Raw genomic sequence first — 23144 nt, 5'->3', positions numbered from 1 at the left:
TGAAGCGATATATCCAGAATCAGTCAGGAGGCGCTATCCCTCCCCACCCGGGTGGGGAATCCCGCGCCTTACGTTGAAAGACAACGCTAAGGTGCAACCAGGCCAGTCTCAGGGATCCCTCAACAGCACCGTCTCGGTCACAGCGGCACTTTGTCCCAACCGGTCGAAAACTCGCAAACTAAGCAGGTAGGAGCCGGGCACCAAGTTTGAAGGGGGGCGGATGCGGAAGCGGGTAGTGCAGGACACCTCGCCGGAGACACAGTTGACCTGGGCTGCTGACAGCGTCTGCACCTCGATCCCTGACCATGACACCTGAAACGCCAGCTCCGCCGGGATCCGACCCGGCACCGACACCGAGACCCCGACCTCCAAAAAGCCGCCCCGGCTGACGGCGGCAGGAATGTCGCTGCTGGTGATTAGCGGCGGCAAAGGGGTTCTGGCAGTGAGCGCGTCGGCACCACAACTGACCGAAGCTACACTCAGCAGGGCCAGCGCCAACTCCCAAAGTCTAGATCCCAGCTTGATCACAGGACTCCCGCCCCAAAACTAACTCCCCCAAGTATAGAGGATGGAGGTGACAGCTCTAGCGTCAGTTTTGCGGGAACTCAAAAACTCACACTATATGTGGTGTCGAGCTGGATATTTGCCCGGAGCATCTGCTAGAGTAAAGCCCATAACCTGTCGAGCAGCCGGGCTATGGAAGTGGAAGAGGAGCTAAAAGCCTTGCGGGCGCGTGTGCGCAACTTGGAGCGCTCCCTAGCAGAGTCAGAAGCACTGTCGTTGCAGCAGATTGAATGTACCCATCGCCTGGAACGGCAACTGCTTGAAGCGCAGGCCCAACTGCAGGAGCGGGAGCAAGCTTTGCAGGCTTGTCAAGAGGAGAAGGCGCGGCTGGAACAACGTCCTACCCTAGAAGCTTTTCAGCTCCAACAGCAACACATTGAAGAGTTACAAAATCTCCTCTGGGAAATGGAGCGCCGACCCACGCTGGAGCACTACCAGATCCTGCAGCAACAGTTGCAGACCAGCCAAGCAGAAATCGAAACCCTGAAGGCAGAACTGCAGCGGCGCGTTGATCCGGCCCGGTTCTATCAACTGCAGCAGGAGCTCTTGGAGCTGAAACAGCAGGCCAACCAGTTGGGGGAATATGCCGTCAAGTTGCCGCAGGTGCAGCTTTTGCAAGCCCAATTGCAGCTCCGCATCCAAGAGCTGGAGAAGGAAAAGGCACAGTTGCAGGCGCAAATCCAGGAGCTGGCCGGTCGGCCTTCTGCGCAGGAAATGGAAACCCTACGGACGGAGCTGGAAGCGGCCCACCGCCAGGCCGAGGCTGAGTGGCAGCGTCTCAAGGTGGATCTGGAAACCGAAAAGGCACGCCTGCAAGCCGACTTGAATGCGGCACAGCAACGTCTTCGCGAATTGGAAGAACGCCCTTCGCAGGAGCAATGGGCAAGCTTGCAAGCGGAGCTGAACCGCTTGCGCCAACAAGCCTCTTTTGCCAAGGCTGAGCGAGCCACCTTGCTGGCGGAGCTGCAGCAGAGCCAGCAGCGTCAGGCAGAACAGACCCAGCAAATTGCCAAACTGGAGGCGGAGCTACAGGCTCTGCGCCAAGAGCCAAAAGCCCAAGGGGATCCCAGCGGCGAGGCGGAGTCCCTGCAGGCGCAGCGGCTCCTTGCTCTAAAAGAGCAAGTGCAGGCTCTCACCCGTGAGCTCGACGCCTTACGGGCTGATCGGGATCAGCTTCTCCAAGAGCTGGCTCAGCGGCCCACCTTTGCCCAGTGGCAGGAAGTGCAGCAGCAGGTTCGGGAGCTGGCCCAGCGACCAACTCGGGAAAGCCTGGAAGAAGCCCAGCGGGCACGGGAGCTGGCGGAGGCCCATTATCTGGTTAGCCAAAAACAGATCGAGAAGCTGCAGCAGCAGGTGGCGACTTTGAAAACCGAGTGTGTGCAGGCCCACGCCTATGCCCAAACTCAGGAAAAAGAGGTGGCTCTGTTGTTGCAACGCAACCAGGAGCTGGAGGAACAACTGGCCGCCCTGCGGCAGTCGTCTGCAGCTCCTCCCCAAGCAGTTGTCGAGCTCAGGTCTGGCCGCCCAGCTCAGGAACGGGTTCAGGCGGTGGCTGAAGGGCCTGCTCCCTCCCCACCCACCAGCCGACCCACAACTGGGAGAACGCCCGCTGGCGGGATCCCCCCCCTTACCCTCAAGGAGGAGCAGGATCACACAGAAAGGCTGCTGAAGCGCTCTGTTTTGGCCACGGGCTGCAGCGGCGGAGAAAGGGGGGAGCGCAGCCGCATCGAGTTGCCAACTTTTGTGCAGCGGCGGCTCTACTCAGCGCTCCATGCTCGCGGATCCAGCGGCTCTCCAGCTTGAAAACGGGGCCAGGCCCAGCGCAGCAGGGATCCCAGTTGGGCGTGAAACCGCTCCGGCCGAAATTGCAGAGCATGGGCACGAATCTGCTGCGGATCCCACTCCTGTCGCTCTGCCTGGCGCAGTCCTTCGACGAGGGCTTCCACACTGGCTTCGGGGATGAGGATCCCCGTTTGGCCGTGGATGACGGTCTCCCGGGTGCCTCCCCAGTTCAGGGCGACTACGGGGCGGCCACAAGCTTGCGCCTCCACCGGCACCAGGCCAAAATCCTCCTCCCAGGGGAACAGCAGCAGCCGGCAGTTGGCCAGCAACTCCTGCAGACGGTCTTGGGGCTGGTGGGGCAAAAACTCCACTTGCGGCCCTGCCAGTTGCTTCAGTCGCGGCAGCTCCGGCCCTTCCCCCACCACCACCAAACGGCGGCCCAGTTGCTTGCAGGCAGCAATGGCCAGATCCACCCGCTTGTAGGGCACCAGCCGGCTCACCACCAGGTCGTAGTCGGCTTGGGGATTGGCCACCGGCTCAAACCCCTGCAGGGGCACCGGCGGATAGATAACCACGGCCTCGCGGCGGTAGAGCTTGGCGAGGCGACGGCGAATGTGCTGCGAGTTGGCAATCAACAGATCTGGTCGCTGGGCTGCCACAAAATCCCACTGGCGTAGGCGGTGCAGCAGCCAGTGGCTGAGGGAGGAGAGAGGGCGGAGCCCTCCCAGACCTGCCCGTTTTAGATAGAGTTCTCGGCTTTCCCAGAGATAGCGAGGGGGGCTGTGGATATAACTGAGGTGCAGAGTGGAGGCCCCCGTCAGGATCCCTTTGGCAAAGGCATGGCTGCTGGAGATTACACAGTCATAGCCGGAAAAGTCGAAGCTCTCGTAGGCCAAAGGCATCCAGGGCAGGATGTACTTGAGGCGGGCATGGTAGTTGCGGCGCAGCACCCCCAGCCAGCGCGCCCAGCCCTGCAAAAACGAAGTGTGAATCGACAGCTTCTGCCAGCCCGGCGGCAAGGTGTGGGCCGAGAAAAGGCTGACATAGAGAGGAGCTTGCGGGGCAAAAGACACCAACTCCTGCAAAACCCTTTCCGATCCCCCCGGCCAGATGAGGTACTCATGCACCAACGCTAGGCGTTGTGGCCAAGCAGGATCCCAGCTTGGGGCAGGGTCGGGCATGGCTAGGATTCTGCAGGGCGGCGCTTCTGGCCGATGGGCCCGCTTACCTGCCGGGCTTTCTCGTCAAGGCGTTCGCTGATGTAAGCGTAGATCTCGCGGAAGCGGGGTACTGCCCGCATCTCTAGGCGGCTGCCGTCTTTGAGGGTAAGCACCATGTCGCCCCACGTGCCCAGGCCCCGTGGCACCGTCACCACCCTGGCAATCTCTTTGTAAATGACATCAGAGCGCTCCTTCCCCCCCCAGCCGCCAATGACCGTGATGCGGCGGTTGGTAATCCGGTAGTGAACCCACAGCCTGCGCACCAGCGCCCCCACAAACAGAGGCAAGCCGACGAGGGTGAGGCCGAGGAAGGAGTTCAACACCAGATCGCCCGTGTGAGGGCCGCCCTCAAAAAAAACCTCTTCTTTGATAGCCATGCCCAGTCGAGTGTTAGCAGAGACAATGTCTAAAAACAATCTTAAACAGTTTCTTAGCCTTTCCCAACTGCCGGGGAAGCTAGCGGGAGAGGCGGGATCGGGTTTGCCGTTGAAGGGCTTGCGCTGAGCAATAGGTGGCCCAGATCAGGCGAACAAACAGGGCTATCACAACCAGCGCCACGGCTGCTGCCCCGATATTGCCCAGCCAGCCCCATCCCTCTAACCCGGTCAGGGCTACCAAGGCCCAAGAGGCAGGGTGCAGCATTCCCCCCAAAAGAAGAATCTGGGAAAACAGGTGCCCAGCCGTAAAGCGGGATCCCAACACCACCAGCGCCAGTCCGCCGCCGATGTTGATTAGCCCCATATTGCCCAAAAAGGCGTAGCAGATGTGCCAGGCGTATTTCTGTTTGGGCACCTCTTGCCAGGAAAGGGGTTCCCTAGGGATCCCTGGCAAATCCTGCGGAGCGGGCAGCAGCGGCTGAACTTGGCTGAGGATGAGGCCCAGGACGATGGCTGCCAGCAGCATCACCACTCCCGCCTTTACATTAAGCTTGCCAGGGATGGCCAACTCGGGATGTGCCAACATTGCAGGTTCTCTGGATCCCGTCCTAGCCTATCCTGTCTTTGCCCCCAACCGGGAGATTGGCCAGCGGACTACTGGCTGGAGGGGCTTGGCTATCCGGGTAGAGCGGCGTGCCACAGCGCTTGCAGAATTGGGCATCCTCATCGTGCTGGGAGAGACCACAGCCTGGGCAGGCCCACTGAACTGAGTTGCCGCTTTTCACCAGTTGCTTGATGAGCTCCCCCACTTGCCAAGGGATCAGGGCCACGCCCGTCAAGATCATCAGCACCGTCAACAGCCGGCCCAGCTCGGAGGTGGGGGTGAGATCCCCAAACCCCACCGTGGTCATGGTGACAACAGAAAAGTAGAAAGCATCCAAAAAGGTGGCAAAAGCGGTGGGATTGGCCGGATGTTCCACCTGGTAGATAAGGCCAGAGTAGACAAAGACAATCGCAAAGAGAGTAAAAAGGATGCGCAACAAGATGCGGGTGTCAGCAGAGATTACCTGACCCAATAGGGTCTTGCCCTCCACTAGGCGCAGCAGCCGCAGGATGCGAAACCAGCGCAGGAGACGGATAAAGCGAATATCGGCTAGACCAGCAAAAAACGGCAAAATCGCCAGCAAGTCAATGAGCGAATAGAGGCTGAAGACGTAGCGCAGCTTCTGCGGAGCCGCTGCCCAACGCAGCAGGTACTCCACTACAAACAGGCCAAGGATCAGGCGATCCAGCCGCTCTAGGCTAAGGCGCACCTCCAAGGGCAGGGGGTAGGTTTCCGCCACAAAGAAGGTGGACGAGCAGAGAACCAGGGCTGCCACCAGTAAATTGACCCAGCGGCTTTCGGGAGTGTCTTCATCTCCCCAATACCGCTGGAGGAGGCCAGCAGGGACAAGCTTGGCTTGAGGGGAGGCCTGGGAGGGCAGGGTGGTCACAAACGGGATCCAGCTGGGAGAGATCGAGAGAGTTTCCTTTGAGCGCCTATTGGGCGTACCTTGACTAGGGTAATGGAAACTGGTAAGTGGAGCGAACTTCGCTCCTGCAAACGTCTAGGCTTGAGTTGAGTATTGAATCGATGTTGCCTCCCATTGTCCTGGCTTCGCAATCTCCTGCCCGCCGCCAATTGTTAGAAGCTGCGCGGATCCCTTTCCGCGTTCAACCCAGCTACTTTGACGAAAGCCAAATCCAAAGCTCGGATCCGGTGGAGCTGGTGCAGAAGCTGGCCTCGGCCAAAGCCGAAGTGGTGGCGGCCCAACAACGGCAGCCCGTCTTGGTTATCGGGGCCGACTCGGTGCTCTACCTAGGTGGCGAGATCCTGGGCAAGCCGGCCAATGCTCTGGAAGCGGAACGGCGCCTGCGGCAAATGCGGGGCGAGGTGGGGGAGCTCTATACGGGTCATGCCTTGATTGACACGAAGCAGAACCGCCGCCTCGTCCACTATGCGGTTACGCGGGTGTTTTTTGCTAAGCCCAGCGACGAGGAGATCCGCGCCTACGTGGCCACCGGCGAGCCGCTCAATTGTGCGGGCTGCTTTGCCATCGACGGTCGGGGCAGCCTGTTTGTGGAGCGGATTGAGGGGTGTCCTGGCAACGTCATCGGGTTAAGTTTGCCCCTGCTGCGGCGCATGATCCAGGAGTTGGGCTACTCCCTCACCGAAGTCTGGAGTTAGCTAGGGGGGGTGGACAAGTCCCGCACTGCACTGGCAAAGCCAGGGCCGGGATCCAAACACCCCCGCCAAGAGGCGGTGAGCGCTGCTGGAGTCGAGGACACCTACGCGGTGGGGCAGCCTATGTCTGCTCGTGGAGGGACTGCAAGATCCCGTTGAAGCGGAAAAGGAGGAGGTCACCCGTCTAGATGCCGCTTGAGCAGCTCGTTGGCTAGCTTAGGATCCGCCCGCCCTTGGGTTTTTTTCATCAATTGCCCGACAAAGTAGCCAAAGAGCTTGGTTTTGCCCCCGCGATACTGCTGCAGTTGCTCGGGGTTTTCTGCCAGCACCTCGGCAATCATCTGCTCCAAGAGGTGGCTATCGGAGATTTGGGTCAGGCCCTTGGCCTCCACCAAGGCGCGGGCAGAGCCACCTTTTTCCAACAGCTCCGGCAGGATCTCCTTGGCAATTTTGCTGGAAATGACGCCCTGCTCGATGAGGCTAATTAACTCGGCCAGGGTTTCCGGTTTTAGGGCAATGTCGGGGTAGTCCAGCTTGTGGGTGTTGAGGTAGCTGGCAATGTCGCTCATCATCCAGTTGGCGGCTGCCTTCGGGTCAGCGCCAGCGGCAACCACGGCCTCAAAGTACTCGGCGGTGTTGCGCTCGTCGCTGAGGTAGCGGGAGTCGTACACCGAAAGGCCATATGCCTCCTGGTAGCGCCGCCGCTTCACGCCGGGCAATTCCGGCAGCTCCGCCTGCCAGCGGGCTTTTTGCGCCTCGGTAACGCGAATGGGCGGCAGATCCGGCTCGGGGAAATAGCGGTAGTCGCTGGATCCCTCTTTCTTGCGCATGCTGATGGTGCGCTGGCTGTTTTCTTCCCAAAGGCGGGTTTCCTGCACGATAGGCTCGCCTGCTTCCAAAGCCTTGACTTGGCGGTTGAACTCGTACTCAATCGCCCGCTGGATGGCGTTGAAGGAGTTCATGTTTTTGATTTCCACCTTCGTGCCGAAGGTCTGGCTCCCCAGCGGACGCACCGAGATGTTGACATCGCAGCGCAGGGATCCCTCCTGCAGGTTGCCGTCGCACAGGCCGGCGTAGCGCAGGATGCGGCGCAGCTCCTGCACATACTCGGCTGCTTCTTCCCCGGTGCGGATATCCGGCTCGCTGACGATCTCGATGAGGGGGACTCCTGCCCGGTTGAAATCCACCAGGGAATAGCTGGATCCCGCAAGGCGATCGCTGCCGGCATGCACCAACTTGCCCGCATCTTCTTCGATGTGCAAACGAGTGATGCCAATGCGCTTGGTGCGGCCGTCGCTAAGCTGGATCTCAACCCAGCCGTGGGTGGCAAGGGGCAGGTCGTACTGGGAGATTTGGTAGTTTTTGGGCAAGTCGGGGTAGAAGTACTGCTTGCGGTCAAACTTGCTGTAAGGGGCAATGGTGCAGTTGAGGGCCAAGCCAGCCTTGACTGCGTATTCCAGCACTTTCTCGTTGAGCACCGGCAGGGTGCCGGGCAGGCCCATGCAGATGGGATCTATCTGAGTGTTGGGGGGAGCGCCGAAGGCCGTCGCGCTGCTGGAGAAGATCTTGGAGCGGGTGCTGAGCTGGCAGTGCACCTCCAGCCCAATGACAGCTTCGTATTCCACTTTGGCAGGAGCAGCAACCGTCATGGCCAAAAGAGTAAAGGGCAGGTTTCCCCATTCTAGTGGGATGTCACCAGCTCCTGACCCGCTGCCTCAAACGGTGGGGCGGATCTCAAAGGTGGAGAGGCCCTCGGGTGGCTCGGAGCGGTGTTCGACGCCCTCCACCTGCGAGCCGGGGCTGCCCTGCTGACACCAGCGCAGCATTGCCTCCACCGCCGCCGGGGATCCCTCAAAAACGGCCTCGACACGGCCATCCCGCAAGTTGCGCACCCAACCGTGGACACCGGTGCTGCGGGCCATGGCTTCCGTGTAAGCCCGAAACCCTACCCCCTGAACTCGCCCGCGTACCCAAACGTGAACGCGAACTGTGTCACTCATGTCGACAGGGATCCCTCCTCCGAGGTGCTGCGGGGTTCTGGAGCTGCTGGCGGCTCGGCTGGCTGGGCCGTAGTTTTCTCGGCCTGCTGCTCTAGGCGCTGCCAGAGAAAGTTGATGAGGGCAACCAGTCCCAGGATCCCCAACGAGATCCCGCAGGCGTACCCAATGGCTTGCCACAGCACAGGAGACATGCGCCAACCTCGCTTGTGCAGAAAGCTCCCTTCTGACCTTATCAGACAGAAATGGAAGAGAGGGGATCCCTGGACAACACCCCCCAAGCTGGACAAGATTCGGCACAATGGGGAGAAGTGTTTCTAGCGAGCAGTTGAGAAGAGGCCATGGCCTACAAACTCTGGATCGACGGCCAATGGGTGGATAGTCAAGGGGGAGACCTGATGGTTATCGAGAACCCGGCCACGGGGGAGAAACTAGCGGAGGTGGTGGACGCCAGCCCCGCCGATGTGGATCGGGCAGTACAGGCTGCCCAAACCGCCTTTTCCGATGGCCGTTGGTCGAAGCTCACCCCCGCCGAGCGATCCCTGGCCCTCTGGAAACTGGCGGATTTGATCGAGGCGCAGGCTGCTGAACTGGCGCGCCTGGAGTCGGAAAACACCGGCAAGCCCTATGAGTTGGTGAGCTTGGGAGGGGATCTGCCTTTTGCGGTAGATAACCTGCGTTTCTTTGCCGCTGCCGCCCGCGACATCCATGGCTTCAGCGCCGGAGAATACGCCAAGGGTTACACCTCACTATTTCGCAAGGAGCCGGTGGGGGTGTGCGCGCAAATTACCCCCTGGAACTACCCGCTGCTGATGGCCGTCTGGAAGATTGGCCCTGCCCTGGCCGCCGGCTGCACGGTAGTGCTCAAGCCCGCTCCCACCACTCCTCTAACCACCTTGAGGCTGGCGGAGCTCACTGCCGAGGCCGGGATCCCGCCGGGGGTGGTCAACATCGTTACCGGAGGCAATGCCACTGGCCAAGCCCTGGTGGAACACCCGCAAGTGCGCATGGTCAGCCTCACTGGCTCTACCGCCACCGGCAAGCAGGTGATGCGCACCGCCGCCAACACCCTGAAGCGGGTGCATTTGGAACTGGGGGGCAAGGCACCCTTCCTGGTTTTTGCAGATGCCGACGTGGAAAGCGTGGCTGCCAAGGCCGCCTTTGCCGCCACCTTCAACAGCGGCCAGGACTGCACGGCAGCTACCCGCGTCTATGTGCACGAGAGCAAGCTGGCGCAGATGCAAGAGGCCATTGTCGAGGCAATGCGCAAGGTGGTGGTGGGGCCTCCCTTTGAGGCGGGGGTGGAGATGGGGCCCCTGGTCTCGGCAGCCCAGCGAGAGCGGGTGATGGGATTTGTGGAGCGGGCCAAAGCCGAGGGAGCCAAGGTGCTGACCGGCGGGCGGATCCCTTCCCAACTAGACCGGGGCTACTACTACGAACCCACAGTGATTACCGATGTCGATCAAAAAGCGGAGATCGTGCAGAGTGAGGTTTTTGGGCCGGTTCTCACGCTCGGCTCGTTCCGCGAAGAAGCGGAAGCGCTACGCCTGGGCAATGACGTCCTATACGGGCTGGCGGCTTCTGTGTGGACTCAAGACATCGGACGAGCGATGAAGCTGGCCGCCGATCTGGAGGTGGGCACCGTCTGGATCAACGATCACCTCCCCATCGCCTCGGAGGCCCCCCACGGCGGCTTCAAGCAATCGGGATTTGGCAAAGATCTCTCGGCAGAGGCGGTGCGCGACTATCAGATTACCAAGCATGTGATGATTGCAAGCCGCTGAAGTTTGACAAAACAGCAGCACTTCAGCAGGGACATCCAGAAACCCTTCCCCATCTCATTCGCGTCAGCGGCGCGGAGCGCTTAGTACGGGGCTACCGAGCTATTCTTCTGTGTACAGCTCTCAATCTGCCCTGGATCTGGGAAGATCTCAAAAGATCGGCAAGATTTAACCGTCGATGACCCACCTCCCTAAGTCACCCCTGGGATCCGTAACCCTAGCCCCTCCCCGCACCTTCCCCCTTACCGCTGTCGTCGGACAGCAAACCGCCAAGCTGGCTCTATTGCTGGCGGCGGTGGATCCCAGCTTGGGAGGGGTGGTGCTGGTGGGGCCGCGCGGCACGGCCAAGTCGGTCTTGGCCCGAGGGATCCACGCCCTGCTACCTCCCATCGAGGTCATCGCCGGCTCCTATTGCAACGACGACCCGGCGCGGCCTGAGACCTGGTCGGACTGGGCCAAGGCCCGCTACCCGCAGGGGACGACACCCCCCACCCAACTGATAGCCCCTCCCTTTGTCCAGATTCCCCTGGGGGTGACGGAGGATCGGCTGCTGGGATCCGTGGATGTGGAGGCCTCGGTGAAGCAGGGGGAAACGGTCTTCCAGCCAGGGCTCTTGGCTGCCGCCCACCGCGGTGTGCTCTATGTGGACGACATCCACCTCTTAGACGACGCCATTGTCAACCTGCTGCTGACAGTGGTGGGAGAGGGGGTAAACCGCCTGGAACGAGAAGGGCTGAGCCTGCAGCACCCCTGCCGGCCTCTCCTAGTGGCCACCTACAACCCCGAAGAGGGATCCCTGCGCCCCCACCTGCTGGATCGCCTAGCGCTGGTGGTGCCGGTGGGGCAGGAGCTGAGCTTGGAGGAGCGAGGGGAAATTGTCCAGCGGGCAACTCGATTTGTCGACGCCCCTGATCCCTTTCTGGCCGAGCATCAGGCGGAAGTGGAGGAAATCCGCACCCGCATTCTCCTGGCGCGGGAGTGGCTGCCCCAGGTCAAGCCACAGCGGGAGCAGATCCACTACCTGGTGCAAGAGGCCATCCGCGGCAATGTCCAAGGCCATCGAGGGGAGCAGTTTGCCCTGCGGGCGGCCCGTGCCCTGGCGGCGCTGGAGGGACGGGATCACCTCTTGGCCGAAGACCTGCAACAGGCGGTGCAACTGGTGCTGCTGCCCCGCGCCCGCTACAACCCCGACCAGCCACCTCCTCCCCCACCCCCATCCCAGCAGTCGGATCCCCAGCCGCCAGAGCCCGACAAGGAGGGAGAAGACAGAGAAGAGACGGAACCCCAGCCGGAAAATCTCAGCCTGCCCCAGGAGTTTTTCTTCGATCCCGAACAAGTGGCCCTCGACCCGCGCCTCTTGGCCTTTGCCCAAGCGCTAAACCAACAGGGAAAAACGGGATCCCGCAGCTTGGTGTTTAGCACCGACCGGGGCCGCTACGTCAAGCCCATCCTGCCCCAGGGAGCCAACCCCCGCATCGCCGTTGACGCTACCCTGCGGGCTGCCGCCCCCTATCAGAAAAGTCGCCGCCTACGGCACCCAGGGAGGGCCGTCATCGTCGAGCCTGGCGACATCCGCGCCAAGAAGCTGGCCCGCAAAGCTGGAGCCTTGGTGATCTTCGTGGTGGATGCCTCTGGCTCCATGGCTCTTAACCGCATGCAGGCGGCCAAAGGCGCGGCTCTGCGCCTACTGACCGAGGCCTACCAAAACCGCGACAAGGTTGCCCTGATTGCCTTTCGCGGCGAGGCTGCCGAAGTGTTGCTGCCCCCCACCCGCTCCATCGAGCTGGCCCGCCGCCGCCTGGAATCCCTGCCCTGTGGCGGCGGATCCCCCCTGGCCCATGCTCTCACCCAAGCGGTGCGCCTGGGGGTGAACGCTCGCGCCAGTGGCGACGTGGGTCAAGTCATGCTGGTGGCCCTTACCGATGGCCGAGCTAACATCCCCCTCAGCCGCTCTCTGGGACGCAGCGAAGGCGATCCCACTGACCTGAAGCAGGAGCTGCGGGAGATCGCCCTGCGTATCCGCGCCCTGGGGTTGAAGCTGCTCTTAATCGACTCGCAGAGCCGCTTTGTAACCACTGGCTTTGGCGCCGAGCTGGCCGAGCTGGCGGGCGGACGCTACTTTCATCTGCCCCGCGCCACCGACCAGGGGATCGCAGCCGTGGCCCGCTCGGCCATGCAAGAGGGACGCCCATACCCTTGAGAGAGCAGCTCTCCCTCGGTAGGAGCTGTAACTTTTCTTAATGTTTAGTTATGATCCCTGTAGGCGCTCTCCACCTTGCCCTATGACCACAGGACTCCTGCCAGAACTGCTCCTTGAGAATCCTATGGCCGTCGACTGGGTTAGCCGGGGGGTGAGCGCAGCCATTCGCGCTCTCTTTAAGCATGCAGAGCGGTTGGAGGCGCGCGTGCGGGCAGAGCCCATTGCCAAGCTGTTGCAGGGACGCATCGACAGCTTTGAGCTGCGGGGCCAGCACCTGCAGATGTACAACGGCCTGCGGCTTTCGCTTTTGGAGCTGTTTTGCAATGCTGTGGCCATCGATTTCAGCCAAATCTGGCAGGGGCGGATCAAGCTGCGGCAGCCGGTGCAGGCCACAATGCGGGTGGTGCTGAGCGAAGCGGATCTGGCGCAATCTTTCAACACCCCTTTTGTGCTGAGCAAGCTGGCCCAGGTGGGGCAGGAAGGCAAGCCTCTGTCGTTTCATCAGGTCGAGGTTCACATCACCCCAGAGCAGCGGCTGCAATTGCAGGCCAAGGTTCAGTCAGGGGGAGCAAAGCCCTTGCAGGTGGGCTTTTCCGCTCGCATTCAGGTGCTAGAACGCCGCCGCATTTGCTTTGCCGATCCGCTGTGTGAAGGCGACACAGAGGAGGGGCGGGCCCTGAGCCAAGCCTTGGTGGATCACCTGAATGCACTCCTGGATTTGGATCGGCTAGCCCTGCAAGGGAGCGAGCTGCGGGTAGATCGGGTGTGCCTACAGCCTCAACAGATGATCCTCTACGGCAGCGCTACTCTGGTGCGGTTTCCCACCCGCCAACCCCACTGGGAAAATGCTTGACAACCTTTCAGGCGGCGTGTACGCTCAAGACTGGTGAGGAGTGAAGAGAAGAAGCCTCTGGGGTCGAAACACGGACAGACGCCCAGAGGTTTTTTCATGACCTGGTCAGCCTCGACGGGGACACCGCACCCATACCTAGCCCCCGAGCTTCAACTCTTCTCAACTCAACCATAGGGGACTTTTCCCAACACGCACCTGGCACAACTTTTGCTCGGAAAGGTTCGAAAGAGTCTCCCCTGAGACTTAGGGGTCTTGGTTCAGTTGCAAGTGCCCTCCCAGGTCATCGCCTGCCAGAAGGCCGCGGAAGGTTGGTGCAATACAATGCGATTGCCATCGGGATCCTGGAAGTCCACCTCCTGGCCGTGAAAGGCCTGCCGCAAGGGCGAAACGGGGATCTGGTGCTCCGCCAACACCGCCGCTAGGGATCCGAGGCATGCCGCCAGATCCTGCACCTGCAGGCAAAGACTTACTGCCCCCGCCTGGGCGGCAAACTCTGGATGGAGACTGCGGTAGAGGCCCAGTCGCAGGCCAGGCAGGCGAAACTCCACATACACTGGCTCTCCCTCCCTGGAGAGCTGAACTTGGGGCGGGATCCCCAAGAGGGTCTGGTAAAAGTGCAACAAACGGGGCAAATTGGGGGTGGCCAAGCTCAGCAAAGCTGCAACAATCTGCATCGCAACCGGAAAAAGGAAGCTACCCATTTTAATCCCAACTTCCGCTGATGGCCAGCCCTAACTGCGCCACTCGGAAAGGGATCCCCGTGGCGGGGGAGATTCTCTCCCAGGATTGGATTATAGTAGGTACCGAGACTTGCTGCTCTTCACGAAGTAAAAACTGGAGCAACCTACCGTGGGGCTATTCAGCCGATTTTCCCGTGACATGGGCATCGATCTGGGCACGGCCAACACCCTAGTCTATGTGGCTGGCCGCGGCATTGTCCTACAGGAGCCCTCTGTTGTCGCCATCGACCAAAACACCAAACAACCGCTGGCCGTGGGGGAAGATGCCAAAAAAATGTTGGGCCGTACCCCTGGCAACATCGTGGCTGTGCGCCCTCTGCGCGATGGGGTGATCGCCGACTTCGACACGGCGGAGATGATGCTGAAGCACTTCATCCAGCGGGTGCATGGAGGTCGTTACTTGATCGCCCCGCGCATCGTTATCGGGATCCCGAGTGGGGTGACTGGCGTGGAGCGACGGGCGGTGATGGAAGCGGCCCTGCAAGCTGGCTCGCGGGAGGTATATTTGGTGGATGAGCCGGTGGCGGCAGCAATCGGAGCGGGGCTGCCGGTGCAAGAGCCCACCGGGAACATGATCATCGACATCGGCGGCGGCACCACCGAGGTGGCCGTCCTCAGCTTGCAAGGGATCGTCCTCAGCGAGTCGGTGCGGGTGGCAGGAGACGAGCTGAGCGAGGCCATTATCCAGTACATGAAAAAAGTTCACAACCTCACCATCGGGGAGCGCACTGCCGAAGAGATTAAAATTCAAATCGGCTCTGCCTACCCAATTCAAGAGGAGCTGACCATGGAAGTGCGTGGCCTCCACCTGCTCTCGGGTTTGCCCCGTACCGTTACGGTGAAGAGCACTGAGATCCGTGAGAGCATGGCCGAGCCGCTCTCGGTCATTGTGGAGGCCATCAAGCGCACCCTGGAGCGCACGCCGCCGGAATTGGCGGCAGACATTATTGACCGCGGCATTATGTTGGCGGGAGGGGGGGCGTTGCTCAAGGGGCTAGACGCCCTGATCAGCCATGAGACCGGGATCCTGGTTCACATTGCCCCGGATCCCCTCAGTTGTGTGGTGCTTGGTACAGGACGGGTTTTGGAGGACTTCAAGACCTTGGGTCGAGTCCTGAGCGGCAGCTTCAAAGGCTAGAAGCGTTTCTCTATGCGCTTCCCTAAGGATCTTAGAATCCCAATGGCAGGTGTGAGTCGAGTGGTTCAAAGGGGTGCTGATTGAATCGGCTACACCAGTGGTGGAGGCGCCATGGTTTGGGGCTGCTCCTGTCTGCTTCGACGATAGGAGGGGCGTGGGCTTTGCGCCAGACTCAGGGATCCCTGCTGGTGGAACTGTACAGTTGGCTCACCGCACCCATCCGCCCACCTGTGAACCCTGACGCCGTACTTAGCCAGGCCGCCACCCGCGAGCTGCAGGCCCTGGTGGCCGAGCTGCAGCGTCAAAATCGCGAGCTAAAGCAACTGCTGCAGTTTACCGAGCAGATGCCCCAGGCGAGGATCCCGGCGGCAGTGGTGGGCCGCAGCGCCGATCACTGGTGGCAACAGCTCACCCTCAGCCGTGGCAGCCGACATGGGGTCAGGGTAGGAGATGTGGTCATGGCACCAGGAGGATTGGTCGGGCGGGTTGAGGCGGTAACCCCCAACACCAGCCGCGTGCTGCTGATCAGCGATCCCACCAGCCGTGTCGGGGTGATGCTCAGCCGCAGCCGGCACATGGGTATCTTGCGGGGCACCGGCACCCAGAATGCCATCTTGGATTTTTTCGATAAGGATCCCAAAGTGGAAGTGGGGGATGTGGTGGTAACTTCGGGCCTAAGCAGCTTCTACCCGGCGGGGGTTGTGGTGGGAACGATTCGAGCCATCAATCTGGATGCCAGCCCTGCCCCACAAGCCACTGTTGAACTGTCGGCGCCCCTGGGCCTCTTGGAGTGGGCCTTGATTTACCGCTATGCTCAACCTTCTGCTTCTCAACCTTAAGTCTCGCCTCAATTGGCTGGTCACCGCCTTGTCGGGGCTGTTGGCGGTGGTGGCCCCTTGGTGGCGGGGGCCAGGCTTGGAGCTGGCGGGCTTAACCCCCGACTGGCCCCTGATCTGGGTGGTGTGCTGGAGCGTGCGGCGCAAGGCTTGGCAGGGGGCTGTTGCCGGGATTACATTGGGTTTTCTGCAGGATGCCCTGACCAGCCCTTATCCTACCCATGCTCTGGGGTTGGCAGTGGTCGGGATCCTCACGGCCAAGTTGCAGAAACAGCGCTACATGCAAGAGGACTTCATCTCTGTGGCTTTGATCGTCTTCGGCATGGTGGTGATTGCCGAGACGCTGATGGCACTGCAATGGATGTGGTTGACGGCCTCTCAGGGATCCGCTGGCCTCGAGCCAGCGGAAATGGTAAATTGGCTAGATGGGTTGGCGAACTCCTCGCCCGCCGCTGGTGCTATTGGCGGCAATGGCCCACGTTCTCTGGAGAGCATCTGGTGGAACCATCAGCGCAATGCTCTCACGTCGGCTATTCTAAGCAGCCTGTGGGCCCCCGCTCTCTATTGGCCCCTCAGCCGTTGGTGGCAATCTCAAGAAGAGAGCTAGCTGCAGGTTCTGGGGCCAGCGCTCTGCATTCTCCAAGCCAGCATTCCCCACAGCCGCTGCCGGGCTCGATGGGACATCAGTTGCACAGCCACTATTCCAAACGGCGGCGAAACTGCTCCTTGCCCTAGCCCCTACTTCCTCTCTCCCTGGGAGAGGGGCCGAACTTGGGTGGGGGCTTGTAGTCGCTCTCAGAGGGATCCGTTTTCGCGTGAACGACTCCCGACACTCATCTTCGTTGAGTCAACACAAGAGTACGGGCTTCACGCTTCACAAACTTGTTGGTACAGAGGTCTTGGCGTGCTGGCACCGTGCAACCCACGGCGGGAAACTCTCCGGAGATTGAACTTAATCTCCTCAATTGAAGCACAAACGGCTTTCATCCCGACACTGATTGGCTCTTGAGTCAACACAATTCACCCATACAGTGCGGGGCTTCCCGCCGATTAAGCTAAAATGACAAAGCCCTCTGCCGCCCACTGCCAACGATCCAACAGACTCTGGGTCAAGCGGATGGGAAGGTGTTGAGGTTGACTCGATTTAGTGAGAGGGATCCATGCCCCATACCATCGTCACCGATATTTGTGAAGGCGTTGCCGACTGTGTGGAGGCCTGCCCCGTCGCCTGCATTCACCCTGGGGACGGCAAAAATGCCAAAGGCACCGACTACTTTTGGATCGACTTTGCCACCTGCATTGACTGTGGCATCTGTCTTCAGGTTTGCCCTGTGGAAGGTGCGATTCTGCCAGAGGAAAAGCCGCACCTGCAGCGAGTGCCCAGCTAGCCGGGCGGGCTGCTTCTTCCCAATTTTGCAATTGCCTTTCAGCCCAGAGAAGCCAAAGCCACAACGGCGCTGCTCAACCAGTTCAAGGACAGGAGCCCGCCCAGGAAGGCCAACGGGATCAGGCCCGCCAGTCGCCACCACTCCAGATCCAGCGCCACTGCTGCCGCCCGCACCTGCCAAACCACAAACCACAACAGCGCCCCTAACCCGAGCAGGGATCCGGCCACCCCGCCTAGGGATTGGGCAGGTCCCAGCAGCAGCCAGGGCAAGCTAGCAAAGCCCGTCAGGCAGAGGAGCGCTGCAAAAGAAGGGGCAGCCCGCCCAAAACAAAAGGCCAGCGCCTGCAGCAAAGCCGCCAGGCTTACCCATCCCAGGGAGCCTGCCAGTAGCGCCAGCACCATGCTCGGCAGGTTTACCCCAAAGCGACGCACAGCCTCGAGAATGTTGAGCAGCGCCACCACCCCAAAAGCTTGCCAGAGAACAGGCTGTTGCCGCAGCGAGCGGAAGGTGCGCTCCGGCAGAAACCAAGCGCCGTAAATATTGTCCAACAGAGAGTCGAGCATGGCCGGCAAAAAGTCGGGCTGCCTTCCTATCCTAGCCGAAGGACAAAAGGGCTCCTGCAAAGCCAAGCAAGCAAATGCCGGTCCCGTCCTTGGCAAATCCCTGATGAGCACTTGACAAGCACGGCCGGCAGATGCGGTATGATGGGCTAAGGATTCTGAGGCGTTGGTGACTGCCGTTACGTTTTTGCGATCGATACCCTTCGACAATTAGGACGGGTGTGGATGTGAGAGCAGTAAGCCAAACTCGATTTGGAAACTATCGATAGTCATCCCCGATGTCCTACACTGGCTTTTCCAGGTCGAAAACCACGGTAAAACGGCGCAATAGTATCCTCAAGAAGGCTCTCGCGAGAGGGCCTTCTTGCTCTTAATGGCTGCAGGGGATCCCTGGTCAGGTAAGTTTTGAGGGGAGCTGAGGTGGTGTGGGATGGGGGTTAGGCGGCCTGTTGTTTGGTCTGTGGTCAATTTTGAACGGCAGGGATGCGGCGCCAATTGAGGTTGGAAAGCACCAGGGCGCTGAGGGGGCGGGTGTGGACCAGCAGCCCGGCAAGGAGCAGCAGCCAATGGCTCAAGGCAGAGCTGGCCAGCAGCCAATGGATGAGCAGAGCTGCCCCTCCCCCTTCTACCCCTGCCGCCAAGACCCAGGCCCAGGCGACTTTCCCGTGCCGGGACAGGAGGATCCCTTGCAATCCACCGACGCCAAGCCCCACCAGCAAGCCACGCAGCGGGCTGGCCATCGCCTGCAAGGCGTTCTGGGGCCAGGGATCCCTGGGATCGAAAGCGAAGGTTGCCACCCCCACCTGAGGGGCCAGGGTATCTGCTGCCACCCAGCCCAAAGCCGTGGCCAGTAGCGTGGCCGCCACCCACCGCCAAGAAACCTGCCGTCGCAATACCGCCCACTGGAGTAGCCCCATTCCCAAGCCAAGGCTGGCCCCAGCCACCGCTCCTTGGAGCGAACCCAAAGCAGCTAGGAGGGGAGCTGCCACCCCCAGCCCCAGATAGCCAATCCCAGCCGCCGCCCAATTGGCCAGGAGCCAGACCAGGGCCAATCCTTTGCTCTGGCGGGGCTTGCCTGAGGTGGGGAGGGTGGGCTTCGGGTGGGGGCTAACCTGTTCCTGGCCGACCTGCTGTTCAACCTCGCGCAGGCCCTGTTCTGCCGAGGGGTTGCCCGGCTCCAGCCGCAGCACTCCTTGATAGTCCATCTGGGCAAGGCCCCAATGGCCCTGCCGCTGGTGGGCCAGGCCGCGGTACAGATAGTAGCGGGCTTCGTTGGGGGCGTTCTGGATCAGCTCGTTGAGCAGGTGGATGGCCATTTTGTATTCGCCTGCCTCGATCAAATGCACCGCCCGCTGGAGCTTTTCCGCCTCAGCTTCCGACGCAGCCGCCTGCTGGGTAACCTGCTGGCCAAACCCCGCAGGGATCCGCTGAAGAGAAACCTGTTGAGGAGGAGCCGAGGAGGTGGGAGTCGAGATCTGATCCCCATAGACGGCTCGGAGCTGCTGGGCCAGCTCCTCCATGGTGGCCGGGCGAAGGGCAGGGTCTTTCTCCAAGCAACGCAGCACCACCCTTTCCAGAGCCTCAGGGATGGGGTGGGGCAGCGGATGGTCTTGAAAGGGGCGGGGCTGTTGGAAGTTGTGGACGTGGTACCAGCCCTGCAGGGTGTCGGTCTCCGGCTCGAAGGGCAGGGCACCGGTTAACAGCTCGTACAGCACCACCCCCAGCGAATAGATGTCGGAGCGGGCATCCAGCTTCTCTCCCCGCATCTGCTCCGGGGAAGCATAGACCATCGTGCCCAAAAAATACCCGGTTTGTGTCAGGCCACGGGAGGTCTCTCCCATGAGCTTGGAAATGCCGAAGTCCAGGATCTTGACCCGTTCCTTGCCGTCGGGCCCTTTTTGCACAAAGATGTTGCTGGGCTTGATATCGCGGTGGATGACCCCTCGAATCGAGTGTTTGCCCAGATCCATGTGAAAGTTGTGGGCGTGGTGCAGGGCCGAGCAAATTTGCAATGCCAAGTTCACCACCCGCTCTGGGCGCAAGGGGCCTTCCCGTGCCAACACATAGTCCAACCCCTGGCCGGTGTAGGGTTGGGCATTCAGATACTCCATCACCAGGTAGGGCTGGTTTTGGTAGAGGCCATAGGAGCGCACCTGCACAATGTTGGGGTGCTCGCCCAACAGAGCGCTGACCCTGGCCTCGTCCAGGAAGCGCTGCTGCAGTTGCTGGTAATACTCCGGCTCCATGTCTGGCGGCGGCGGGCGCAACAACTTGACGGCCACCGGCTCGTCATTCAACTGGGTATCCACCGCCTCGAACACGTTGCCGTAGCCACCCTCGCTGATGTGGTGGGTCAGTCGGTAGCGGTTGCCGATCAGTTGTCCAATGAGGCGCTGGTTCATGGAGGAGGACGGCCAGCCGAGGAGAGGACTTACCTAAATGATTCTAGTCAGCTTGAGGGCGCAAGACCTGTTGGTGAGGGATCCGCTGCCATTGCCAACCTTTTTCGCCCCAAAAGCTGGGGATCCCGCTAGGATTGGGGCATGGGTGCTCTTTGTGAAACCGCCTCTCCTTCCCCCTTCTGGCTGGAGGTTACCGAGTTTGCCTTGCAGGCCACGGCAAAGGTCGGATCGCAGCTCTTGGCAGACTTTGGCCAGGCCTCCTCTACAGAAAAAGCGGACGGCAGCTTGGTAACCGCTTCTGACAAATGGGCAGATGACACCTTTCAAAAGGCAATTGCCGCGGCCTATCCGGCTCACGGCTACCTGAGCGAGGAGTCCAACCACATTTTCCCGGAGAAAGAGTGGTGCTGGGTGGTGGATCCCTTGGATGGCACCACCAATTTTGCCCGCGGGATCCCCATCTGGGGCAGCTCGCTGGCGCTGTTGCACTGGGGCGTGCCTGTGTTTGGCTGTGTGCATCTGCCGCCCATCCGCCAGACTTTTTACGGCTACTGGCCTCAGTTTGCGGGCGATGCGCCGGCAGGAGCTTTTCTCATCCGCCACGACCGGGATCCCGTCCGTCCTCGGCCCATCCACCCCAGCACCGCCCCACCCGGCCCCAACCAACTGTTTAATTTTTGCTCCCGCAGCAGCCACTGGATTAGCCCGCAATTTCCCTGCAAAGCGCGGATGTTGGGGGGCGCTGCCTACAACCTGCTGGCGGTGGCCAGCGGCAGCCTTTTGGGAGCAGTAGAACGCTCACCCAAGATCTGGGATGTGGCGGCGGTGTGGGCCATCGTCAAGGGGGCCGGCGCCGTTTGGGAGCCCCTTGGCCCTGCTGACCCGGATCCCGGAAGGCCGTTGATCCCCGGCAAGGACTATGGCCGGCTGACCTATCCGACGCTGGTGAGCGCTCAGGACAGGTGGATCCCGCTATTTCGGGCTTTCATTGCTCTGTAGCTCTCGTAAACCGCCTGGACGTTGTACCAGTTGAGGAAGCAAACCCGACACAGCTCCAAGGCCAACTGCGAGCGGCCTTGCCGGATCAACCAGCGCAGCAGCGGCTCTAGCCGCTTCTCGTTCAGCCAGCCCCCCAGCGACAGCAGGCCCCATAGGCATTGATGCAGAGGCGTCAGTTGGATCATCAGGCGCACGGCCCAAGTGGGGTGCTTTTGGTAAAAGAGGATGCCCATGCGGCCCCGCTGCCGCTCCCGCTCGATGAGGGCTGGGATTTGCGCTAGCTCGAAGGGCGGATGCCAGTGGTAGCCGGTGGCCTGGGGGCACTTGACCAGGCGCAGGCCCAGGTGCTTCAGCCGCACCCCCAGCTCCAGGTCTTCCCAGCCGTAGAGGTGAAACCGCTCGTCAAAGGGGCCGGCAGGGGTTTCACAAGCCCGCTCCAGCCAATGGCGGGCGATGGCCACATTGCCGGTGGCAAAGAAGGCTGCCGAAAAATCGGTGGGCTTGAAGGGCTCGGAGCAGGGATCCTGGAAATTGCAGGTGTTGATCACCCGCCCATAGGTGAAGACCTTGGCTTCCTGGAGCGAACTGGGATCCCCCTTGACGCCGTGTCGCCGCAGCATCTGGGCATGAGCGGCCAAGAAATGATCCACCACCACCAGGTCGCTGTCGATAAAAACAATGATGGATCCCTGGGCATGGCGAAACCCCAGGTTGCGGGCGGCAGCAGGGCCGCGGTGTTCTTGGCACAAAAGCTTTATCGGCGGCAAATCTGGCGGCTGGCTCTGCAGCCATTCCACCGTGCCGTCGGTGGAGCCGTCGTCCACCACCACCACCTCGTAGCCGTCGTAGGGGCCAGGCTGCTGCTGGGCCAAAGCCTGCAGACATTTCTGCAAGATGGGACGGCGGTTGTAGGTGGGGATGATGACGCTGATGTACACCGGGGATCCCTGGCTCTTAAGGCAAACCCTACTCCTAGAGTCAAGGGGTTTTTCTATACGGCTAGAGAGCTTTGAGCAGCTCTGCCGATTGGCGCACCGTCTCGAAAAAGTGATGGACATTGGCCTCCGGAGTGGTGTGGTGCACGCCGTGGCCCAGGTTCATGATGTGGCCGCGGGGTCCCGCCTTTTGAATCACCTCCAGGGTGCGCTGCTGGATGAATTCCGGGGATCCCAGCAACACCATCGGGTCGAGATTGCCCTGCACCGCCAGGGATCCCAGGCGGGCCCTGGCCTCGGCCATGTCGCTCATCCAATCGAGGCTGAAGACATCGATGCCAGCTTTGCCCACCCGCTCCAACAAAGCGGCGCTGCCGTTGATGTAGAGAATGAGCGGCACCTGCGGATGCCGAGCTTTCACCTGATCCACAATTTGCTTTTGGTAGGGCAAGGCCCAAGCTTCGTAATCGCCGGGGCTGAGCTGGCCGGCCCAGGTGTCAAACAACTGCACCACCTGGGCACCGCACTCGATCTGGTAGATCACGTAGCGGGCAATGCTATCCGCCAGCTTGCTCAGCAACTGATGCAACATCTGCGGCTGAGTGAAGGCCAGGCTCTTGATATGGGCATAGTCTTTGGAGCTGCGGCCCTCTACGGCGTAGCAGGCCAAGGTCCAAGGGGAGCCGACAAAGCCCAGCAGCGTTGCCTTCCCTTCCACCTCGCGGCGCAAGGTGCTGAGTATGGTCTTGATAAAGGGCAGGCTTTCTTCCGGCTCTAAGAGATGGATTTGGTCGATTTGGGCCTGGGAGCGGATTGGCGGGTCGATGATCGGCCCCTGCTGCTCCACCAGCTCAAAGGGGATCCCCATGCCCTCAAGGGGGGTGAGGATGTCGCTGAACATAATGACGCCGTCGGGGGCAAAGGCGCGAAACGGCTGCAACGAGATCTCAATCGCCAGCTCCGGGATCTCGCAGCGCTGCTTGAAGGTGTATTTGCTCTGCAGCTCACGGTAGACCGCCATGTAGCGCCCCGCCTGGCGCATCATCCAAACCGGAGGACGATCCAGCACCTCCCCACGGGCCGCCCGCAGCAGACGGTCGCCATCGCCAAGCTGAGCAGATGAGTGGGACATAAGAAGACCAAGCCGG

Annotated in this window: 23 protein-coding genes; 10 read left to right on the top strand and 13 right to left on the bottom strand. The window is 61.0% G+C overall.

Annotated features, from left to right (window positions below; genetic code table 11):
• Positions 1-108 precede the first annotated feature (108 nt).
• A complete protein-coding gene (locus NW841_RS05550) occupies positions 109-528 on the bottom strand; it encodes a hypothetical protein (RefSeq protein WP_414365832.1) in 420 nt (139 codons plus the stop codon).
• A 168-nt stretch (positions 529-696) separates the two neighbouring features.
• On the opposite strand from NW841_RS05550, the gene NW841_RS05545 reads away from it, so the two are divergent.
• Positions 697-2367, top strand: coding sequence for a hypothetical protein (locus NW841_RS05545; RefSeq protein WP_414385724.1), 1671 nt, complete (start codon positions 697-699; stop codon positions 2365-2367).
• Here NW841_RS05545 and NW841_RS05540 read toward each other — a convergent pair.
• The 4 genes from NW841_RS05540 to NW841_RS05525 form a co-directional block, all read right to left on the bottom strand.
• Complete coding sequence (locus NW841_RS05540; protein WP_414385722.1) at positions 2322-3527, bottom strand: glycosyltransferase; 1206 nt, start codon at positions 3525-3527, stop codon at positions 2322-2324. The genes NW841_RS05545 and NW841_RS05540 overlap by 46 nt on opposite strands.
• Positions 3528-3529: 2 nt before the next feature.
• Positions 3530-3943 (bottom strand): PH domain-containing protein, encoded by a 414-nt coding sequence (locus tag NW841_RS05535; protein WP_414365829.1) that lies wholly within the window; start codon positions 3941-3943, stop codon positions 3530-3532.
• A 79-nt stretch (positions 3944-4022) separates the two neighbouring features.
• Complete coding sequence (locus tag NW841_RS05530) at positions 4023-4529, bottom strand: hypothetical protein (protein ID WP_414385720.1); 507 nt, start codon at positions 4527-4529, stop codon at positions 4023-4025.
• Positions 4530-4551: 22 nt separating this feature from the next.
• Entirely contained in the window at positions 4552-5436 is an 885-nt protein-coding gene (locus NW841_RS05525; RefSeq protein WP_414365827.1) for an ion transporter, read from the bottom strand.
• 140 nt (positions 5437-5576) lie between these two features.
• On the opposite strand from NW841_RS05525, the gene NW841_RS05520 reads away from it, so the two are divergent.
• Positions 5577-6170: a Maf family protein gene (locus tag NW841_RS05520; protein ID WP_414370485.1), complete on the top strand. Its 594-nt coding sequence runs from the start codon at positions 5577-5579 to the stop codon at positions 6168-6170.
• Positions 6171-6343: 173 nt separating this feature from the next.
• Here the strand turns inward: NW841_RS05520 and gatB are convergent, their stop codons facing one another.
• The 3 genes from gatB to NW841_RS05505 form a co-directional block, all read right to left on the bottom strand.
• Positions 6344-7816 carry an Asp-tRNA(Asn)/Glu-tRNA(Gln) amidotransferase subunit GatB gene (gatB, locus tag NW841_RS05515; RefSeq protein WP_414365825.1) on the bottom strand — a complete coding sequence of 491 codons (1473 nt, stop codon included), beginning with the start codon at positions 7814-7816 and terminating at the stop codon, positions 6344-6346.
• Between the two features lie 66 nt (positions 7817-7882).
• A complete protein-coding gene (locus NW841_RS05510; RefSeq protein WP_414365824.1) occupies positions 7883-8167 on the bottom strand; it encodes an acylphosphatase in 285 nt (94 codons plus the stop codon).
• Positions 8164-8358: a hypothetical protein gene (locus NW841_RS05505; protein ID WP_414385718.1), complete on the bottom strand. Its 195-nt coding sequence runs from the start codon at positions 8356-8358 to the stop codon at positions 8164-8166. The genes NW841_RS05510 and NW841_RS05505 overlap by 4 nt, the downstream gene beginning before the upstream one ends.
• A 147-nt stretch (positions 8359-8505) precedes the next feature.
• On the opposite strand from NW841_RS05505, the gene NW841_RS05500 reads away from it, so the two are divergent.
• From NW841_RS05500 to NW841_RS05490, 3 genes are all read left to right on the top strand, one after another.
• Entirely contained in the window at positions 8506-9948 is a 1443-nt protein-coding gene (locus NW841_RS05500; protein WP_414385717.1) for a gamma-aminobutyraldehyde dehydrogenase, read from the top strand.
• A gap of 175 nt (positions 9949-10123) precedes the next feature.
• The gene (bchD, locus tag NW841_RS05495; RefSeq protein WP_414385715.1) at positions 10124-12145 is read left to right on the top strand and encodes a magnesium chelatase ATPase subunit D; all 2022 of its coding nucleotides are present in this window, start codon (positions 10124-10126) and stop codon (positions 12143-12145) included.
• A 124-nt stretch (positions 12146-12269) separates the two neighbouring features.
• Positions 12270-12998 carry a DUF2993 domain-containing protein gene (locus NW841_RS05490; RefSeq protein ID WP_414365821.1) on the top strand — a complete coding sequence of 243 codons (729 nt, stop codon included), beginning with the start codon at positions 12270-12272 and terminating at the stop codon, positions 12996-12998.
• A 257-nt stretch (positions 12999-13255) separates the two neighbouring features.
• Here NW841_RS05490 and NW841_RS05485 read toward each other — a convergent pair whose 3' ends face one another.
• The gene (locus tag NW841_RS05485) at positions 13256-13672 is read right to left on the bottom strand and encodes a VOC family protein (protein WP_414365820.1); all 417 of its coding nucleotides are present in this window, start codon (positions 13670-13672) and stop codon (positions 13256-13258) included.
• Positions 13673-13847: 175 nt separating this feature from the next.
• Here NW841_RS05485 and NW841_RS05480 point away from each other — a divergent pair, with 175 nt between their 5' ends.
• From NW841_RS05480 to NW841_RS05465, 4 genes are all read left to right on the top strand, one after another.
• Complete coding sequence (locus tag NW841_RS05480) at positions 13848-14876, top strand: rod shape-determining protein (RefSeq protein WP_414365819.1); 1029 nt, start codon at positions 13848-13850, stop codon at positions 14874-14876.
• Between the two features lie 80 nt (positions 14877-14956).
• Entirely contained in the window at positions 14957-15715 is a 759-nt protein-coding gene (gene mreC / locus NW841_RS05475) for a rod shape-determining protein MreC (RefSeq protein WP_414365818.1), read from the top strand.
• Positions 15687-16319 carry a rod shape-determining protein MreD gene (mreD, locus tag NW841_RS05470; protein WP_414385712.1) on the top strand — a complete coding sequence of 211 codons (633 nt, stop codon included), beginning with the start codon at positions 15687-15689 and terminating at the stop codon, positions 16317-16319. The genes mreC and mreD overlap by 29 nt, the downstream gene beginning before the upstream one ends.
• A 553-nt stretch (positions 16320-16872) precedes the next feature.
• Positions 16873-17100 carry an indolepyruvate ferredoxin oxidoreductase subunit alpha gene (locus NW841_RS05465; RefSeq protein WP_414365758.1) on the top strand — a complete coding sequence of 76 codons (228 nt, stop codon included), beginning with the start codon at positions 16873-16875 and terminating at the stop codon, positions 17098-17100.
• A gap of 38 nt (positions 17101-17138) precedes the next feature.
• Here NW841_RS05465 and NW841_RS05460 read toward each other — a convergent pair whose 3' ends face one another.
• Together NW841_RS05460 and NW841_RS05455 are read right to left on the bottom strand one after the other, a co-directional pair.
• The gene (locus NW841_RS05460; protein ID WP_414365757.1) at positions 17139-17663 is read right to left on the bottom strand and encodes a YIP1 family protein; all 525 of its coding nucleotides are present in this window, start codon (positions 17661-17663) and stop codon (positions 17139-17141) included.
• A 461-nt stretch (positions 17664-18124) separates the two neighbouring features.
• Complete coding sequence (locus NW841_RS05455) at positions 18125-20062, bottom strand: protein kinase domain-containing protein (RefSeq protein ID WP_414385710.1); 1938 nt, start codon at positions 20060-20062, stop codon at positions 18125-18127.
• Between the two features lie 141 nt (positions 20063-20203).
• On the opposite strand from NW841_RS05455, the gene NW841_RS05450 reads away from it, so the two are divergent.
• A complete protein-coding gene (locus tag NW841_RS05450) occupies positions 20204-21061 on the top strand; it encodes an inositol monophosphatase family protein (protein ID WP_414385709.1) in 858 nt (285 codons plus the stop codon).
• On the opposite strand, the gene NW841_RS05445 is transcribed toward NW841_RS05450, so the two are convergent.
• Both NW841_RS05445 and hemE read right to left on the bottom strand, forming a co-directional pair.
• Positions 21016-21999: a glycosyltransferase family 2 protein gene (locus NW841_RS05445; RefSeq protein WP_414338203.1), complete on the bottom strand. Its 984-nt coding sequence runs from the start codon at positions 21997-21999 to the stop codon at positions 21016-21018. The two genes, NW841_RS05450 and NW841_RS05445, sit on opposite strands and share 46 nt — an antisense overlap.
• Positions 22000-22060: 61 nt before the next feature.
• Positions 22061-23128 carry a uroporphyrinogen decarboxylase gene (gene hemE, locus NW841_RS05440; protein ID WP_414385706.1) on the bottom strand — a complete coding sequence of 356 codons (1068 nt, stop codon included), beginning with the start codon at positions 23126-23128 and terminating at the stop codon, positions 22061-22063.
• Between the last annotated feature and the right edge of the window lie 16 nt (positions 23129-23144).

Source organism: Synechococcus sp. H60.3 (assembly GCF_047462295.1).
Lineage (GTDB): Bacteria > Cyanobacteriota > Cyanobacteriia > Thermostichales > Thermostichaceae > Thermostichus.
Note: the sequence above shows the minus strand (reverse complement) of the source record. Positions and strands in the feature narration are given on the sequence as shown.